This window comes from Oceanobacillus limi (genome assembly GCF_900111445.1).
Lineage (GTDB): Bacteria > Bacillota > Bacilli > Bacillales > Amphibacillaceae > Ornithinibacillus > Ornithinibacillus limi.
Genome location: NZ_FOHE01000009.1, coordinates 110,800 through 127,627 on the forward strand (window position 1 = coordinate 110,800; position 16,828 = coordinate 127,627).

At 36.6% G+C, this 16,828-nt stretch carries 20 protein-coding genes and 1 riboswitch; of the genes, 8 read left to right on the forward strand and 12 right to left on the reverse strand.

Annotated features, from left to right (window positions below; translation table 11 throughout):
- Positions 1-42: 42 nt before the first annotated feature.
- The 6 genes from BMX40_RS11185 to BMX40_RS11210 all read right to left on the reverse strand — a co-directional run bounded on the left by BMX40_RS11185 (position 43) and on the right by BMX40_RS11210 (position 3,667).
- Positions 43-711, reverse strand: a complete 669-nt coding sequence (locus tag BMX40_RS11185; protein WP_090869878.1) for a methionine ABC transporter permease — start codon at positions 709-711, stop codon at positions 43-45.
- Positions 701-1,729 carry a methionine ABC transporter ATP-binding protein gene (locus BMX40_RS11190; RefSeq protein WP_090869880.1) on the reverse strand — a complete coding sequence of 343 codons (1,029 nt, stop codon included), beginning with the start codon at positions 1,727-1,729 and terminating at the stop codon, positions 701-703. The genes BMX40_RS11185 and BMX40_RS11190 overlap by 11 nt, the downstream gene beginning before the upstream one ends.
- 142 nt (positions 1,730-1,871) lie before the next feature.
- Positions 1,872-1,982, reverse strand: a riboswitch (SAM riboswitch).
- Between the two features lie 87 nt (positions 1,983-2,069).
- Positions 2,070-2,387 (reverse strand): thioredoxin family protein, encoded by a 318-nt coding sequence (locus tag BMX40_RS11195; protein ID WP_090869882.1) that lies wholly within the window; start codon positions 2,385-2,387, stop codon positions 2,070-2,072.
- Positions 2,388-2,406: 19 nt separating this feature from the next.
- Positions 2,407-2,760, reverse strand: coding sequence for a toprim domain-containing protein (locus BMX40_RS11200; RefSeq protein ID WP_425287856.1), 354 nt, complete (start codon positions 2,758-2,760; stop codon positions 2,407-2,409).
- Between the two features lie 91 nt (positions 2,761-2,851).
- Positions 2,852-3,235, reverse strand: coding sequence for a glycine cleavage system protein GcvH (gene gcvH, locus BMX40_RS11205; protein WP_090869885.1), 384 nt, complete (start codon positions 3,233-3,235; stop codon positions 2,852-2,854).
- Between the two features lie 75 nt (positions 3,236-3,310).
- Positions 3,311-3,667, reverse strand: a complete 357-nt coding sequence (locus BMX40_RS11210) for an arsenate reductase family protein (RefSeq protein ID WP_090869887.1) — start codon at positions 3,665-3,667, stop codon at positions 3,311-3,313.
- 183 nt (positions 3,668-3,850) lie between these two features.
- On the opposite strand from BMX40_RS11210, the gene BMX40_RS11215 reads away from it, so the two are divergent.
- Both BMX40_RS11215 and BMX40_RS11220 read left to right on the forward strand, forming a co-directional pair.
- Positions 3,851-4,396: a VanZ family protein gene (locus tag BMX40_RS11215; protein WP_170840762.1), complete on the forward strand. Its 546-nt coding sequence runs from the start codon at positions 3,851-3,853 to the stop codon at positions 4,394-4,396.
- Positions 4,397-4,474: 78 nt separating this feature from the next.
- A complete protein-coding gene (locus tag BMX40_RS11220; RefSeq protein ID WP_090869891.1) occupies positions 4,475-4,837 on the forward strand; it encodes a hypothetical protein in 363 nt (120 codons plus the stop codon).
- A gap of 83 nt (positions 4,838-4,920) precedes the next feature.
- Here the strand turns inward: BMX40_RS11220 and BMX40_RS11225 are convergent, their stop codons facing one another.
- From BMX40_RS11225 to BMX40_RS11240, 4 genes are all read right to left on the reverse strand, one after another.
- The gene (locus BMX40_RS11225; RefSeq protein WP_090869893.1) at positions 4,921-6,705 is read right to left on the reverse strand and encodes an acyl-CoA dehydrogenase family protein; all 1,785 of its coding nucleotides are present in this window, start codon (positions 6,703-6,705) and stop codon (positions 4,921-4,923) included.
- A gap of 44 nt (positions 6,706-6,749) precedes the next feature.
- Positions 6,750-7,925, reverse strand: a complete 1,176-nt coding sequence (locus tag BMX40_RS11230; protein WP_090869894.1) for an acetyl-CoA C-acetyltransferase — start codon at positions 7,923-7,925, stop codon at positions 6,750-6,752.
- Between the two features lie 20 nt (positions 7,926-7,945).
- Positions 7,946-10,345: a 3-hydroxyacyl-CoA dehydrogenase/enoyl-CoA hydratase family protein gene (locus BMX40_RS11235; RefSeq protein ID WP_090869896.1), complete on the reverse strand. Its 2,400-nt coding sequence runs from the start codon at positions 10,343-10,345 to the stop codon at positions 7,946-7,948.
- A 536-nt stretch (positions 10,346-10,881) separates the two neighbouring features.
- On the reverse strand, positions 10,882-11,799 hold the full coding sequence (locus tag BMX40_RS11240) for a proline dehydrogenase family protein (protein ID WP_090869897.1): 918 nt from the start codon (positions 11,797-11,799) through the stop codon (positions 10,882-10,884).
- Between the two features lie 598 nt (positions 11,800-12,397).
- Here BMX40_RS11240 and BMX40_RS11245 point away from each other — a divergent pair.
- From BMX40_RS11245 to crcB, 6 genes are read left to right on the forward strand one after another with little or no spacing between them, the layout of a single operon-like run.
- Complete coding sequence (locus tag BMX40_RS11245) at positions 12,398-13,360, forward strand: metal ABC transporter solute-binding protein, Zn/Mn family (protein WP_090869899.1); 963 nt, start codon at positions 12,398-12,400, stop codon at positions 13,358-13,360.
- 14 nt (positions 13,361-13,374) lie between these two features.
- Positions 13,375-14,130, forward strand: a complete 756-nt coding sequence (locus tag BMX40_RS11250) for a metal ABC transporter ATP-binding protein (RefSeq protein WP_090869901.1) — start codon at positions 13,375-13,377, stop codon at positions 14,128-14,130.
- Between the two features lie 17 nt (positions 14,131-14,147).
- Positions 14,148-15,008: a metal ABC transporter permease gene (locus BMX40_RS11255; protein WP_090869903.1), complete on the forward strand. Its 861-nt coding sequence runs from the start codon at positions 14,148-14,150 to the stop codon at positions 15,006-15,008.
- The gene (locus tag BMX40_RS11260) at positions 14,998-15,411 is read left to right on the forward strand and encodes a Fur family transcriptional regulator (protein WP_090869905.1); all 414 of its coding nucleotides are present in this window, start codon (positions 14,998-15,000) and stop codon (positions 15,409-15,411) included. Before BMX40_RS11255 ends, BMX40_RS11260 begins: the two co-directional genes overlap by 11 nt.
- A complete protein-coding gene (locus tag BMX40_RS11265; RefSeq protein WP_090869907.1) occupies positions 15,408-15,797 on the forward strand; it encodes a fluoride efflux transporter FluC in 390 nt (129 codons plus the stop codon). The genes BMX40_RS11260 and BMX40_RS11265 overlap by 4 nt, the downstream gene beginning before the upstream one ends.
- The gene (crcB, locus tag BMX40_RS11270; protein WP_090869909.1) at positions 15,794-16,144 is read left to right on the forward strand and encodes a fluoride efflux transporter CrcB; all 351 of its coding nucleotides are present in this window, start codon (positions 15,794-15,796) and stop codon (positions 16,142-16,144) included. The genes BMX40_RS11265 and crcB overlap by 4 nt, the downstream gene beginning before the upstream one ends.
- Here crcB and BMX40_RS11275 read toward each other — a convergent pair.
- Both BMX40_RS11275 and BMX40_RS11280 read right to left on the reverse strand, forming a co-directional pair.
- On the reverse strand, positions 16,133-16,447 hold the full coding sequence (locus BMX40_RS11275; protein WP_090869911.1) for a DMT family transporter: 315 nt from the start codon (positions 16,445-16,447) through the stop codon (positions 16,133-16,135). The genes crcB and BMX40_RS11275 overlap by 12 nt on opposite strands.
- Positions 16,447-16,782: a DMT family transporter gene (locus BMX40_RS11280; protein WP_090869913.1), complete on the reverse strand. Its 336-nt coding sequence runs from the start codon at positions 16,780-16,782 to the stop codon at positions 16,447-16,449. Before BMX40_RS11280 ends, BMX40_RS11275 begins: the two co-directional genes overlap by 1 nt.
- Positions 16,783-16,828 lie beyond the last annotated feature (46 nt).

Here is a 16,828-nt window from a genome sequence, read left to right on the forward strand (position 1 = left end):
TTTATATAAAATCGGCTCATTGCCGTTTCTACCTCAATTTGTTTAGCGTTTATCCAGTTTATTAGATATAATGTCTCCAATGAATTGGAAAATAAATACAATAATAACAATGACTACGGTACATACAAAGACAACATCAAAGTCTCGGCGCATAAATCCAAAATAATGTGCGTAGTTTCCAAGTCCACCAGCACCAATTACTCCAGCCATCGCGGTATAACCAATTAATGCAATTGCCGTTACAGTAAGACCGGAAATAAGTGCTGGCATCGATTCAGGTAATAACACTCTGAAAATGATTGTTCGTGTCTTAGCTCCCATTGCTTGAGCTGCTTCTATAACTCCTTTATCGATCTCCTTTAGTGCAATTTCCACTAGTCTTCCATAGAAAGGTGCTGCACCAATAATAAGAGCAGGTAGAGCAGCATTAGGACCTCGAATTGTACCTACAAGAAAGTCAGTAAATGGGAATAGTAGTAGGATTAAAATAATAAATGGAATAGCCCGAAATACATTAACAAACGATGCAACGATCCAATTAAGAACCCTATTTTCCCAAAGACCGCCTTTCATTGTTAAGTAAAGTAATAAACCTAGTAATATTCCTAAGATGAATGTTCCTGCCAATGCAATGATCGTCATATAAAATGTTTCGTATGTTGCTTCAATTAAATCTTCTACTTTAAGATTTGGAAATAAATTAGTTAGCACGTTGAATAACCTCCACTTCTACCGAGGTTTCTTCGGTAATAAATGCAACGGCATTATCCTTTTCCCTTTCATCTCCATTAATTTGGACAATCAAGTTACCGTATGCCCCCATCTGTGTTTGGGTGATTTTTCCCTGAAGAATGTTTATATCTACATTGAATTGTTTTGCTATTTTACTAATTAATGCTTGGTTTGCCGAATCACCAACAAAGTGTAAGCGGAAAATATCTTCCCCTTTGTAAGTTGACTGTAGTTGTTCTAAATCATCATCTTCCCCACTACCCATTACTTGTTCAACAAATTTCTTCGTTACAGATTGTTTTGGTTTAAGGAATACCTCTAAAACCTCACCTTGTTCTACAATCTTTCCATTTTCCATTACAGCTACCTGGTTACAAATTTTTCGGATAACATGCATTTCATGGGTAATAAGTATAATTGTTAAACCTAGTTTTTTATTAATATCTACCAATAAATCTAAAATGGCATTCGTCGTTTCTGGATCCAGGGCTGAAGTTGCTTCATCACATAGGAGGACTTTCGGATTGTTTGCCAAAGCTCTCGCAATACCAACTCGTTGCTTCTGCCCCCCACTTAATTGGGAAGGGTATGCATTTTCCCTACCAGCTAACCCAACGAGTTGAATTAACTCTAATACTCGCCTTTCACGTTCTTCTTTTGGAACGCCAGCTATTTCAAGCGGAAAAGCAATATTATCTTTCACTGTTCGCGACCATAACAAATTAAAATGTTGGAAGATCATACCGATCTCCTGTCTTGCTAATCGAAGATCCCTTTTATTTAATGCCGTTATTTCCCTATCACCTATCTTAATGCTTCCTTCCGATGGCTCCTCTAATCGGTTTAGCAATCGAACAAAGGTACTTTTTCCCGCACCACTATAACCAATTACACCGAAGATTTCCCCATCTTTTATATCTAGGTTTAAACGGTCTACGGCAGTAATATTATCTTCCTTTGCCTGAAAAACCTTTCGTAACCCTTTAATGGATATCACGGATATTCCTCCTAAACGAAAATCTATTTTTCGTATTGTTATTCTGTCCTTAGATAATTTACTTATCACTTCGAATTCTTCATATAAAAAGAAAAACGCCTTTCTGCATAAGAGAACAGAAAGACGTAATATATCTCACGTTCTCTCATCTTTCAAAGCATAATGCTTTGTAGGAATTGGCACCTTTCCAAACAAAAGTTTGATGGTTGCCGCGGGTTCATAGGGCCTTTCCCTCCACCGCTCTAGATAAGAGTTAGATCATATTCAATTAAAATTAATTTAGGACGTTAAATCGATAAATAGAATAATAGCATCGTTTTTTAAAACTGTCAACATATTTTCAAGATTTTTTCTCGAACAAATCTGCCCTGTACTTCATGATGTAGCTGTAAATGTTAGGAACCGATTGAAAGGCATAAATTTTTTCTTCAATCCTTCCATTTTGCTTAATAAATAAGCAAGGAACGCTTTCAATTTGGTTTTCCTGCATAAACGATGGATACAATGATGCATTCATGTCATAAAACAGATCGTCTTTATGGACAGCTTCTATTTGCCTTAAGATATTCCGAGCTACATGACAAGTTCCACAGAAAGGTGTGTGAATAAAAATCATTACCGAATCTTTTTCAAGTATTTTTTCATTGATATTTTGCAAATAATCACCCTATCTACACTTACATTAAAAAAATGGGATTTACCGCGATGTGCTTACTTACTAATGCTGTGGCTAAATAACTTTCTGGAGTAGTAGCAACTTCACGATATTCACTACTAACATAGATGTGTTCAGCATGGGGCAACTCATTAGATAATTGTTTACGAAGTTTTTGTCCGGACGGATCTTCATCTACTAATATAAACACATCTCGATGATCCAAATCATAGGTTTCTAATAGTTCATCAAACCTTTCCACAGCAAAAGTCCCATTTGTACAGATAATGGTCACAGCTTCATCGATAATTCTTTCGATTTGTTTTTTATCGGTAACCCCCTCCACAATAATAACTTTTTCTGCGTTTTCTGTCATCATGACATAACACTCCTAAAAGTTTAATGTAAATGTTAAGAAAAGCTGACTCATACCAAACAATGGTTGAGTCAGCCAATATGTATCTTTATTAATCTTCTTCAATAACTTCTTGATAACCCTCAGCAGATAATAAATCATCTAATTCTGATTCATCAGATGGTTCGACAACGATCATCCATGCCTTTTCATATGGAGATTCATTTACTAATTCTGGGCTATCTTCAAGCTCGTCATTAATTTCAACAATTTTTCCACTTATTGGAGCATATAATTCGGAAACAGTTTTAACGGATTCAACACTTCCGAACGGCTCGTCAGCCTCAATATCTTCTCCTACTTCAGGAAGCTCAACAAATACGATATCTCCTAGTTCATCTTGAGCAAAATCAGTAATACCAATGCGAACTTTGTCGCCTTCTTTTTTAACCCATTCATGTTCTTCTGAATATAATAAGTCTTTTGGTAAACTCACGTTAAATCCCTCCAATAATTCATTCAAATTTACTATACATCGTACAAGCCATTATTTCTAGTATTTCACCTTACATTATAACCAGTTTTCCTCATATTGGTCCTCTTTAAAACCGACCGTCACTTTTCCTCCATCAGTTGCAATGGGACGCTTAATTAGCATTCCATCTGAAGCTAATATTTCTGCCATTTCTTCGGTACTAGCATCTTGAAGCTTTTCTTTCAAATTCAACTCACGGTATTTTTTTCCACTTGTATTAAAAAACTTTTTTGCTGGTAACCCACTCTTCTCCATCAAGCCTAAAATTTCATCTTTCGAAGGCGTTTCTTCCACAATATGTATGCTGTTATACGCAACGTTATGCTCATCAAGCCACTTCTTTGCTTTCTTGCATGTACCACAATTTGGGTACCAATAAAAAGATAATGTCAAAATGTTCCCCTCCTTTTTTATAGATTCTATTTTACCACGATTAAATCTCTTTTATTAAGTCTATATCGAAAAAGAATTTTCCTATGAAAATTTATTACACCTAGTAAAGTTTTATCCATCGTTTAGACAGTTAAGTTCATGTATACTAATAGTACAACTTTTTTCCGACGGAAGGGGTCGATTATGCATTATATTAACGGTCTACCAATTCTATTAATTATCCTATCGCTAGTCGTTTATCTACCTTTGCGCTATTTAATTATCCAAAAAAAGAAGGAAACGCTTCGAATCTATCATGAAATAACTTACATTTTGATGATCATCTACATCGAAAGCCTACTTTACTTAACTGTATTTCCAACTCATCATCCAATTCCAAATGAAAGCGTATCGATTAATCTAATTCCATTTCAAACGATAGCTATGTATGTAGAGTTTGAAGGTAATGTGGATATACAAATAATAAATTTATTAGGAAACATAATCGTCTTTGTTCCAATTGGTATTTTTGCTGTTATCTTAAAGAAAAAAATCCTATTTAGAGAAGTACTTATTATTGGTTTTGCTAGCACATGCTTCATCGAAATTACCCAACTTATGTTTACATCGATTGGGATTATCTACCGTAGCTTTGACATTGATGACATAATCCTAAATACAATAGGGGTACTAATCGGCTATTTTATGGCAAGGTCGAGTCAGAAGTTCATTCCATTTCGAAAAAGTTAATTCATAACCTACTTTTTTAATTTTCTAAATAATGTATACTATAGTTAGGTAAATATATCTAGGAAGTGGGTTGGATTCATGAAAAAGAACACCATCTTGCTGTTTACGTTACTATTATTTATTGTTCTATTTAACGGATTAGCTGCCAAAGATCATCGGGCAGAAATAACAAAAAACATCGAAGAGCTACAAAGAGAATTTAATCGAAAGATCACCTTGTTTGAAACAGAGTTAATACATAAGGAAAATAAAATAACTTCATTAGAAAATCATTTAGTAGGAAAAGAAAAACAGCTACAAGAACTAACTTCTCAGATCAACCACCTCTATTCTAATAACCCCAACATCTCAAGTATATACCGCAGTGAAGTTAGTAATATAGAGAAAATAAAAGAACTACCAGCACTTTTTCGCCAAGATAAGAATGTCTTAACCAAATAAAAATAATTAGGGGTATAAATCAAGTTGTGATTTATACCCCTCTCTTTATATGGTCCGATAACGAACCAAGTTATTGCATTCTGTTAGACAATATATTTCTCTTCTTCAATTATTTTAGCAGCAATTTCACGTTTTTTCGCAATAACATTTGTTGGTGTATGACGTGTCAACTTACGTAATGATGAAAGCATCATACGTAACGTATCGCCTTCTTCAACAGCAATTAATGTTTCTTTAGCATCTGCCTCAATCCGGTTGAAGGCTTCCTGTACATACACTTGAGTATAAAGTAATTTTTGCTTACTTTTCTCTAGCCCGGAAGCATTAATTGCTTTTTCTGTACGAAGAATAGCTGATTCCATGTTATAGACTTCTGCCGTCATATCTGCAAGATTTACTAACAATTCTTGCTCATTTTCCAGCTTTTGCATATATTTTTGTGCAGCTAAACCGGCACCTAATAACACCATTTTCTTCGCATTCCTTAATAGATACTTCTCTTGCTCAAGTGGCTCTGTACCTACTTCTTCCGGCATCATCATCATTAACTCTTCTTGTAGTCCTTGAGCCTTTTGCAGTAATGGCAGCTCACCTTTCATCGCTTTCTTTAATAAGGTGCCTGGCACCAATAAGCGGTTGATTTCGTTTGTTCCTTCAAAAATGCGGTTGATCCTTGAATCACGGTACATGCGCTCTACTTCATATTCCTGCATGAATCCATATCCACCATGTAATTGAACCGCTTCATCAGCAACATAATCCAAGCATTCTGTCGCTGTATATTTATTCATGGAGCACTCAATTTGGTATTCTGCAATTGCTTTGGCTACTTCTTTCCCGTCTTTTAACTGCTCATCTGTCATGGATCCCATCCGTTGCTCGAATAAGCCTACTGTACGGTATACCGCACTTTCATTCGCATACGTTCTTGCAGCCATCGTAGCTAATTTCTCCTGTGTTAAGCTGAAGCTAGAAATCGGTGTACCAAATTGTTTTCTTTCGTTAACATACTTCGTTGCTAACTCAATTCCTCGTTTGGAACCACCAATACCACCAATAGCTAATTTATAACGACCTACATTTAAGATATTAAAGGCAATTTTATGTCCTTTTCCTTTTTCACCTAATAAATTCTCCACAGGCACTTCTGCATCCTCTAAGATTAATGTACGAGTGGATGAGCTCTTTATTCCCATCTTCTTTTCTTCTGGGCCAGTTGAAACTCCCGGGTAATCTCGCTCTACTATAAATGCAGAAAAATGTTCTCCATCGATTTTCGCATATACAACAAACACATCGGCAAATGCAGAGTTAGTAATCCATTGCTTTTCTCCATTAAGAATATAATGCGTCCCTGCTTCATTTAGTTTTGCAGTTGTTTTTGCCCCTAATGCATCTGAACCAGAACCCGGTTCCGTTAATGCGTAAGCTGCTAACAATTCACCTGTAGCTAGTTTCGGTAAGTATTTCTCCTTTTGTTGATCATTACCGAAAAATACAATTGGTAAAGAACCTATTCCAACATGCGCGCCGTGCGTTACAGAGAAACCACCTGCACGAGAAAATTTTTCCGTAATTAATGATGAACTGATCTTATCCAGCCCAAGTCCACCATATTCCTCTGGAACATCTGCACCTAATAACCCTAGATCTCCAGCTTTCTTTAGAAGGTCTACAGAATGTTCAAACTCATGGTTTTCTAGATTATCTACTTTTGGTAATACTTCTCCCACAACAAAATCTTCTGTTGTTTTGGCAATCATTTGATGTTCATCTGAAAAATCCTCTGGTGTAATAACATCTTCACCACTTAAATCCTCAACTAGAAATGCGCCACCCTTGAATAATTTTTCTTTTGTTTCACTCATATTTTTCGTCCTCTCCTTATTATGTTTAAGGGTTATCCCCTTACCTATAAGAGTTCAAATACACCAGCAGCACCCATACCTCCGCCAATACACATCGTTACAACACCAAATTGTATATTTTGACGTTTCATTTCATGGGCAAGACTTAAGGTTAGTTTTGTCCCAGTCATCCCTAGCGGATGGCCAAGTGCAATTGCACCACCATTTACATTTACGATGGACGGATCTAAATCAAGCGCCTGAATTACGCGAACCGATTGAGATGCGAATGCTTCATTTAGTTCAAACAAACCAACATCCGATACATCTAATCCTGCAATTTTCAATGCTTTCGGAATCGCTTCCACAGGGCCGACACCCATAATCTCTGGCTCAACGCCTGCTACGGCAAAGGAACGGAATTTAACTAATGGAGTTAATCCCTCTGCCTCTGCTTTTGCTCGATCCATGACTAATACGGATGCAGCACCATCACTCATTTGTGAGGAGTTTCCGGCTGTAACAGATCCTTTCGTATGAAAAGCCGGACGTAGCTTTGCAAGTACATCTATTGTTGTTCCTTGACGTACTCCTTCATCCGTATCAAATAATACAGATTTTTCTTCCACCTTATTGTTTTTTCCAATAAAGCGTTCTTTCACCTCAACGGGAACTATTTCGTCTTTGAATTTTCCTTCTTGAATTGCTTTTGCTGCACGCTCATGACTTTGTACTGCAAAAGCATCTTGATCTTCCCGAGAAATACCAAAACGATTTGCTACTTCTTCTGCTGTATGTCCCATTCCCATATAATAACCAGGTGCATCCTGTACAAGTGTAGGGTTCGGTTTTATAACATGCCCCGGCATTGGTACAAGACTCATAGACTCTGCTCCACCAGCAATAATCGTGTCACTGGCACCAAGCATAATTCGTTCGGATGCATAAGCGATACTTTGAAGTCCAGAAGAACAATAACGGTTAATTGTAATTCCAGGCACATCATTTTTCAAACCAGCTAGACCGGCAATATTCCGAGCCATATTCATACCTTGCTCCGCTTCAGGAATGGCACATCCTATAATGACATCATCAATATTTCCATCATAATTACCTGCACGTTTTAATGTTTCTTTTATCGTTAATGCTGCTAAATCATCTGGCCGTGAGTTAGCGAGTGTTCCTTTTTTTGCTTTTCCCACAGGGGTTCTTGCACCTGCAACTATAACTGCTTCATTCACGTTTTTTCCCCCTCTTCTTATTAGTTACGTAATGGTTTCCCTTTAACGAGCATGTGTTGCATTCTTGCCTGTGTTTTCGGTTCACCAATGAGACTTAAGAAAGCCTCACGCTCTAAATCGAGCATAACCTGTTCATCAATTAACGTTCCCTCTTTAATACGACCACCAGATAATACATATGCTAGCTTTTCAGCAATTTTCACATCATGGTCAGATGCATAACCACCAAATTGTAATGTTTTTGCACCAAGAACCATTGCTGCATAACCGGCATCTCCAACTACTGGAATCTTCTCTCGTTTTGGTGCTTGATAGCCACCTTTAGCTAACTCCAGTACGCGTTCCTTTGCATCATGAATGAGATGATCTGGATTAACACTAATCCGATCGTTATTATCTAGGAATCCATTTTCACGCGCCTCTGCAGCAGATGTAGAAACCTTTGCCATGGCAACCTTTTCAAATACGTCATTCGCTACCTTAGTCAAATCAAAATCGATACCATTTGGTAGATTACGAAGCTCTTTTAAATAAAGTTCCTTCGTCCCACCTCCACCTGGGATTAAACCAACACCGAATTCAACAAGGCCCATATAGGTTTCAGCAGAAGCTTGAATCGCTGCTGCAGGTAATGACACTTCTGCACCACCACCTAATGTCATGTTAAATGGAGCTGCTACAACTGGCTTATTCGAATATTTAATATTCATCGCCATGTTTTGGAATTGACGTACAACCATATCTAATTCAAAGAAGTTATCATCTTGCGCTTCCATTAGCATCATTGCTAAATTCGCACCAACACAGAAGTTCTTTCCTTGATTCCCAATTACAAGCCCTTCATAGTTTTTATCAACCTCTTCAATTGCAAAGTTAACCATTTGAATGATATCAAGACCGATTGCATTACTTTGAGAATGGAATTCTAATCCAGCTACACCATCACCTAAATCTATTAAGCTAGCACCAGTGTTCTTCTTAATGACACCATTAACTTCTTTTAGCTGCTTAATATTTATTTCTTTAGGATTAACCACAAGCTGTTTGTATTCTCCATTTTCGTAGTAATATACATTGCCTTGCTCTGTATTATAAAAGCTTTCATGACCTTCCTCTAAAAGCTTCAACACCCACTGAGGAACTGTTTCCCCTTCAGCTTGCATGCGTTCTACTGATTTCCGTAGGCCAATTGCATCCCATGTTTCAAATGGTCCGACATCCCATCCGAATCCCCATTTCATTGCTTGATCAATCGAAACGATGTCATCTGCAATTTCACCTGTTAACTCAGCAGAATATAATAGTACTGGTTTTAAAATGGACCAAACAAGATCACCTGCTCGATCTCCTTTTGCGTTTACAAGCGCTTTCAATTTACGGCGCGGACCCTTTTCTTGCTTAGCCATTTCTGTTGCTGCCGTTTTTAGTTTTTTGCGATCTTGATATTCTAAGGTTTCTGGATTTAATTCATATATGGTACTACCGTCTTTCCCTTTCTTTTTAAGGAAAAATCCTTGCCCACTTTTGGCACCAAGCCAACCTTTCTCCTGCATGGTAAGCATGAACTTGGGTACATCAAAAACCTCTTTTTCTTCCCCACCTACTTGATCATAAACATTCTTTGCTACATGAATAAATGTATCTAAGCCAACTACATCTAATGTACGGAAAGTGGCACTCTTTGGTCGACCAATCATTGGGCCTGTTACAGAATCTACTTCACCGACACTATAGCCACCATTTAGCATTTCTCGTAATGTTATCAGTAAACCATAGGTACCAATTCGGTTTGCAATAAAGTTTGGTGTATCTTTTGCTTCAACAACACCTTTTCCTAACACATTTTCTCCAAATGTTTTCATAAACTCCAACACTGTAGGGTCGGTATCCTTTGTAGGAATAACCTCTAATAACTTCAAATACCGTGGAGGGTTAAAAAAATGTGTTCCTAGAAAATGCTTTCGAAAATCTTCGGAACAGTCAGCTGCCATATCTTCAACAGATATTCCAGATGTATTTGAACTAACAATTGCCCCTTCTTTTCGATGTTGATCAACGTTTGCAAATACTTTTTTCTTAATATCTAAATTTTCAACTACGACTTCAATAATCCAATCAACATCAGCCAATTTCTCCATATCATCTTCCATGTTACCTACTTCAATTAAGTCTAGACTTTCTTTCGTTGTAATTGGAGATGGTTTTTGCTTTAATAATGCTTTTTTACTTTGTGCAGCAATTCGATTGCGTACTACTTGATCATCTAATGACAATCCTTTTTGCTCTTCTTCCTTTGTTAACTCACGAGGTACGATGTCGAGCATAATTGTAGGTATCCCCACATTAGCTAAATGAGCAGCAATTCCAGATCCCATTACACCGGAACCTAAAACAGCAGCACGCTTGATTGTTCGCTTCATTTTATATCCCCCAATCATAGTTTGAATGAATACTCATTCATTTTTTACTAAAAAATAAAAGACAGTTCCTATCCGTCTATCTTACTCTACTATAAGATATATTTGAAAATTTCGCAATAAAAACAAATGATATTTTTTAGAAAAATTAAAAAAGCGATCGCTACCAACAACCGCTTCTTAGCTAGTTCGAAGTATGAAATTTATGTGACGTAACATTTTGTTTCGACTTTCCATTACTAATGGATGTAGGTTTAAAATATCGTTACGGCAGAATGTTACGCTGATGAAGTTCTCTTATACCAAATATTTAATTAGAGAAAAGTGCTATTTAAAAACTGAATGAAATAACTAGCGTAGGAAACACATGAAGCGGGAGGAAAGGCATCGGTGAGACCCCGGAGTGTGTCAGCACAAGGAGACTCACCAGCCACCCGCGGAAAGCGAAATGTGTTTCCGAAGCGATGTAATAGCATGAATCTATAATTACAAGTTACGTCGCATCATACATCTACTACACATCTGCTGGAAAGGGCGCCTTATTTTTTTAATACACCCTTTAACACGAACCACACATTTGCTGGGCGTTCTGCTAAACGACGCATGTTATACCCATACCAGTCTTTCCCATAAGGAACATATACCCTCATTGTATACCCTTCCTTATGCAATTGTTCTTGAGCTTCCTTTCTAATTCCATAAAGCATTTGAAATTCAAAAAGATCCTTTGAAATATTATGCTCTTTAACGAGTTCCTTTACATATTTTATAATCGCATCATCATGCGTTGCGATAGCCGTATAGTTTCCATTTAATAAATTCATTTTAATTATCTTTTTAAAATTACTATCTACATCTTTTTTGTCTGGAAAAGCAACTTCAGGGGATTCTTTATAAGCTCCCTTAACAAGACGGAGATATGGGTTATATTCATTTAATTCTTTTATATCTTGCTCCGTACGATATAAATATGCTTGAATGACGGTACCGACGTTATCGTATTCTTTTTTCAATTCCTTGAAGATATCAAGGGTTTTTTGACATCGTTCAAAATCTTCCATATCAATTGTTACGGTAACACGATGCTTCTTGCCCGCTTCAAGAATTTTACGCATATTACTCATAACCAATTCTCGAGAAATATCTAACCCCATCGAGGTCATCTTTAATGACAACTCCGAGTTAAGACTTTTTTTGGAAATAATCTCAATAGCATGAACACATTCATTTGCTGATTCGATTGCTTCCTGTTCATTGTCGACAAACTCACCTAAATGATCGACTGTCGTAACCAGCCCACTATCATTTATTTTCTTTATTTTTTTTGATGCTTCTTCAAAGTCTACCCCTGCCACAAACCTTGCAGCACCAAACCTTAATCCATACTTTTTCGCCAATTTTGTAAGCGTTTTATTTTTGGATAAAAATAAAAAGAAGTTACGCATAAGCTGTTCCATGCTAAATACCCCCAAAATAAAAATGTCTTTATCTACTATTCTAGTACATGTTTATTCTATCACTTTTTTTAAAATTCGAATACATTTTTTATTCTATTTCGACAAAATTTGGAATACTTTTTATGATTTCGTTAACATATGGCTAATGTGAATCTTGTAATCGGTGGAGTTTTTTCTTTATCCCTCACTAATTGTTAGATCAACGAATCGGAAATTTGACTTTCAATTGATTCCCCATCCTTGGTTTTACATCAAAGATTTGAAGTGAGGGTCTTACGACGCACAGGACGTGCTAGGGCCGCTGACAATGCGACAGGATGTTACGTTTATGTCGGCCTGCCAGTTATAGGCGGGATAATTAATTTTGTTTTTCTTCATCGTATGTAAGCAACAATCGAATATGTTCCTTTATTCGTGGGAAGTTAATAATAATGGGAAGTGAAACTTCATTTAGTGGGAATATTATTGTACGTCACACGCGGTATGAACAAATGTACAAACCTGCCAGCCGTAACTCAATCGTAATCATTCTTATTTACAAATCGTAACCATTACGATAGTATATATTACAGAGCTATTTAATGAAAGGAATTCAACTATGAAAAACCTCATCGTATCTATAGTGATTCTGATAGTTGGTGGGCAACTTGTAGCATGTACCAATGCAGAACAATCAACAAATTCAGATAAAGAACAAAAATTAACAATTTATACGACTATATACCCTGTTCAGTACGCACTTGAACGTATCGGTGGTGACACGGTATCAGTAGAGACCGTTCTTCCCCCAGGAGTTGATGTTCATACGTATGAACCAACAACTAAAATCATGACCGACGTAGCAAAAAGCGATGCCTTTATTTACCTTGGTTCCGGTATGGAGGGATTTGCTGACAGTATGGCTGATGCACTTTCATCTCATGATTTAACCCTCGTAGAACTAGGTAGACATGAAGCATTATTTCATATGGAAAATATAGCAACTAATAATGAGGATAATCCGTCACATCATCATGATACCGATGGACATAACCATGGAGAACACGATCCTCATGTATGGTTAGATCCCCTTCGAATGATTGAGATTTCTTCCTTATTAAGAGATACACTGACTGAACTCAATCCAAGTAAAACGAATTACTACACGAATAATTTTAACTTAGTAAAAGACGATTTGATAGATTTAGATGAATCTTATACGGAAGCCTTGGATAATCAAACGAATAAAAAAATCCTCGTCTCCCATGCAGCATATGGATATTGGGAAGATAGGTACGGATTAGAACAGTTATCTATTCATGGTTTATCATCTAGTAATGAGCCATCTCAAAAAGAGTTAACCGAAATTATAGATCAAGCTGAAACATATGAACTCGACTACATTATATTTGAACAAAACAGTTCGAATCGTATTTCTGAGATCATTCAGGAGCATCTCCAAGCAAAGACTCTTATTATTCATAACTTATCCGTATTAATGGAAGAGGATATAGCAGCAAATGAAGACTATTTATCTTTAATGAAAAAAAACTTATCCGTGCTTCATCAAGCTACAGAATAGAAAGGAAGGATGGCATGAACGAACCAGTCATTTCGATGAAAAACATTCGATATGCTTATGAAAACAAGCAAGTTCTTAATGAAATTGATTTTATTTTGCCAAAAGGTGCTTTTATGGGGCTCATTGGGCCAAACGGTGGTGGAAAAACAACCTTAATCAAATTGATATTAGGTCTCACTAAACCGTCACAAGGCTCGATTACCTTATTTAATGAACCTATCGAAAAATTTAAAGCATGGAATAAAATAGGATTTGTCTCCCAAAAATCAAATTCCTTTAATAAAGGATTTCCAGCAACTGTTTATGAAGTTGTTTCCATGGGACTTACAGCAAAAGTAGGCTATTTGAAGTTTTTCAAACACAAACATAAGTCAAAAATCTTACATGCAATTGACCTCGTCGGAATGAGCGAGTATGCATATGAAAATGTTGGAAACTTATCTGGTGGACAACAACAACGAGTATTTATAGCACGTGCACTTGTTAGTGATCCAGAGCTATTAATCTTAGATGAACCAACCGTTGGGGTTGATTATGAAAATGTTCAGCGCTTTTATGAATTACTACGTGATTTGAACAAGAATCAACACATTACGCTTCTGCTAGTAACCCATGATACGGGTACAATGACAGAATACGCGACAGACATTGCTTGTTTAAATAGATCCTTACATTTTCATGGAAATCCAGAAGAGTATAAGGAATTAACGGAGAAAGATTTATCGCGCGTTTATGGTCATCCCGTTAATCTAGTGACACATGACCATTAACTATTGGAGGATTTTAGATGTTAGCAGACTTTTTAGAATTTGATTTTTTAAGGAACACATTTTTAACAGGACTTTTAATTGGGGTGATCGCACCACTGTTAGGTACATTTATTGTTGTACGAAGACTTTCCCTAATTGCCGATGCATTATCCCATGTGACACTAGCTGGAATTGCATTTGGATTATTTGTGGAGAAAAAATTTGCGATTACATTTATAACACCTTTATACAGTGGAATGTTTTTCTCTGTAATGGGATCGATCTTTATTGAAAAGCTAAGAAGCGTTTATAAGTCTTATCAAGAAATTGCTATTCCTATTATCTTATCCGGTGGTGTTGGGTTAAGCGTTATTTTCATCGCACTAGCTGACGGATTTAACACAGAACTATTTAACTATTTATTCGGTTCCGTATCAGCTGTAAGTAGAAATGACTTCTTATCGATTCTTGGAATTTCTGTCTTTATAGCTATCATTATCACCCTATTTTATAAGGAACTATTTACACTTTCATTTGATGAGGAGCATGCTCGCGTTTCAGGTATCCACGCGAAACGAATTCATTTTTTATTTATTGTATTAACTGCTTTGGTTATCGCTGCATCCATTCGAATTGTTGGGGTGCTACTCGTATCTGCGTTAATGACTTTACCCGTTGCTGCGAGCATGCGCTTGGCTAAAGGATTTAAACAAATGATGCTATTATCTATTGTATTTGGTGAATTAGCTGTTATCATTGGATTAATAACAGGTTATTATTTAAGTATCCCACCAGGGGGTACGATTGTTATGGTTTCCATAATCATCTTATTACTTTCGATAAGCCTAAAAAGATTTCGCTATCGTACGATCAAAGTGAGGGATAATAATGAACATTGATGAAGCAATTGAATGCCTGAAAGAAAACGGCTATAAAACTACCGGGAAGCGAAAGGATATATTAACCTACTTTAATGAAGTGGATGGATATCGTACGGCAAAGGATCTAATTCAACATCTTGAAGAAACGTATGATGGTATTAGCTTTGATACGGTGTACCGTAACTTACATCTTTATAATGAAGTAGGTATTTTGGAAACGACGGAATTAAATGGGGAAAAACATTTCCGTATGAATTGCACCCATCATCATCACCATCATTTCATATGTAAAGATTGCGGAAAAACGAAAGAAATCGAAGTTTGCCCAATGAATGAAGTGAAAAAGTCATTAAAAAACTATATGATAGAAGATCATAAATTTGAAATCTATGGTCTTTGTCCTAAGTGTCAAACCGCATGAATGCAAAAACAATTGTTGCAGTTGGATTAGGTGGAACGATTGGTGCTATATCCAGATATGGTATTGCACTAGCTATACCTCTAGAAAAAGCCACCTTCCCATATGCTACATTAATAGCTAATTTGATTGGCTGTTTATTATTAAGTTACGTATTAAACCGGTCAGTTATTAAGGAAAAGATCGGCAACACAACCTTTACAGCCTTAACAACAGGTGTGATTGGTTCTTTCACAACATTTTCTACGTTCGCTGTAGAAACCGTCACTTTATTCCAAACTAATATCATATTATCTTCCATTTATGTATTCAGCAATATGCTTGGGGGATTATTGTTTTGCTTCCTTGGATATAAAGTTGCTTCGATACAAAGGAGGGCAACTGTATGAGTTTTTTATTGGTTGCAATTGGTGGATTTTGGGGCAGCATCGCACGGTACTCTATTTCTGTAAAAACCAATAAACATTTTATTGGCACATGGGTAGCCAATATTACTGGATCAATGATTCTAGCATTTCTTTTTCATTTTTATCTTATAGGTGCAATTTCAAATGCTTTATGGCTTCTAGCTGGTGTTGGCTTTTGTGGAGCCTATACCACCTTTTCTACATTTGGTAATGAAACAATCCAACTCGTTACAGCGAAAAATTACAAAAAAGCAATTTCCTATGTCGTAAGTTCTGTAGTCCTATCCATCACAGTTGTGGGGCTTATTTTAACCCTTTTAGGAAATTAACTTTAAGCCCACAGCTGCTGACAATATCATTCCCATAAATAGAATACGACGCCAATCTTTTGATTCACCATAAACAAACATTCCAATTAATGTACTACCTACTGTTCCAAGTCCCGTCCATATGGCATATGCCGTGCTCATCGGGATCGTTTGCATTGCAATAGATAAAAAAATAAAACTAACTGCAAATCCTCCAAGCAAGCTCCCAATGGAAAGCATATCCTTTTTCTTCGTTACCATGTTGATCCCAATAACGCCAATTACTTCACCAATACCGGCTATGAGTAAATAAATCCATTCCATTATGAACGCCCCTCCTCTGTATCTGGTGTTATCGATTTTAGTCCCATTACACCGATTAACAAGACAATTATTAAGCAAAATTTCCCCATATGAAAGGATTCTCCAAATAAAAACATATCCAACACTACAGTACCAGCCGTACCCATTCCAGTAAACACTACATATGCTGTCCCAACAGGCAAACATTTTGTAGCACTTAGTAAAAGATGCATACATAGATAAATGGCAATACCTGTTAACCCCCAAGTCCACCAATTATAAGCATGCTTTAAACCAACAACCCAACCAATTTCAAATAACCCTGCAATAAATACATATAACCAGCTTCGATTCATAGTATCATTCTCCTTGCTTCTGGACTCAATGAAAATACCCGAGAAA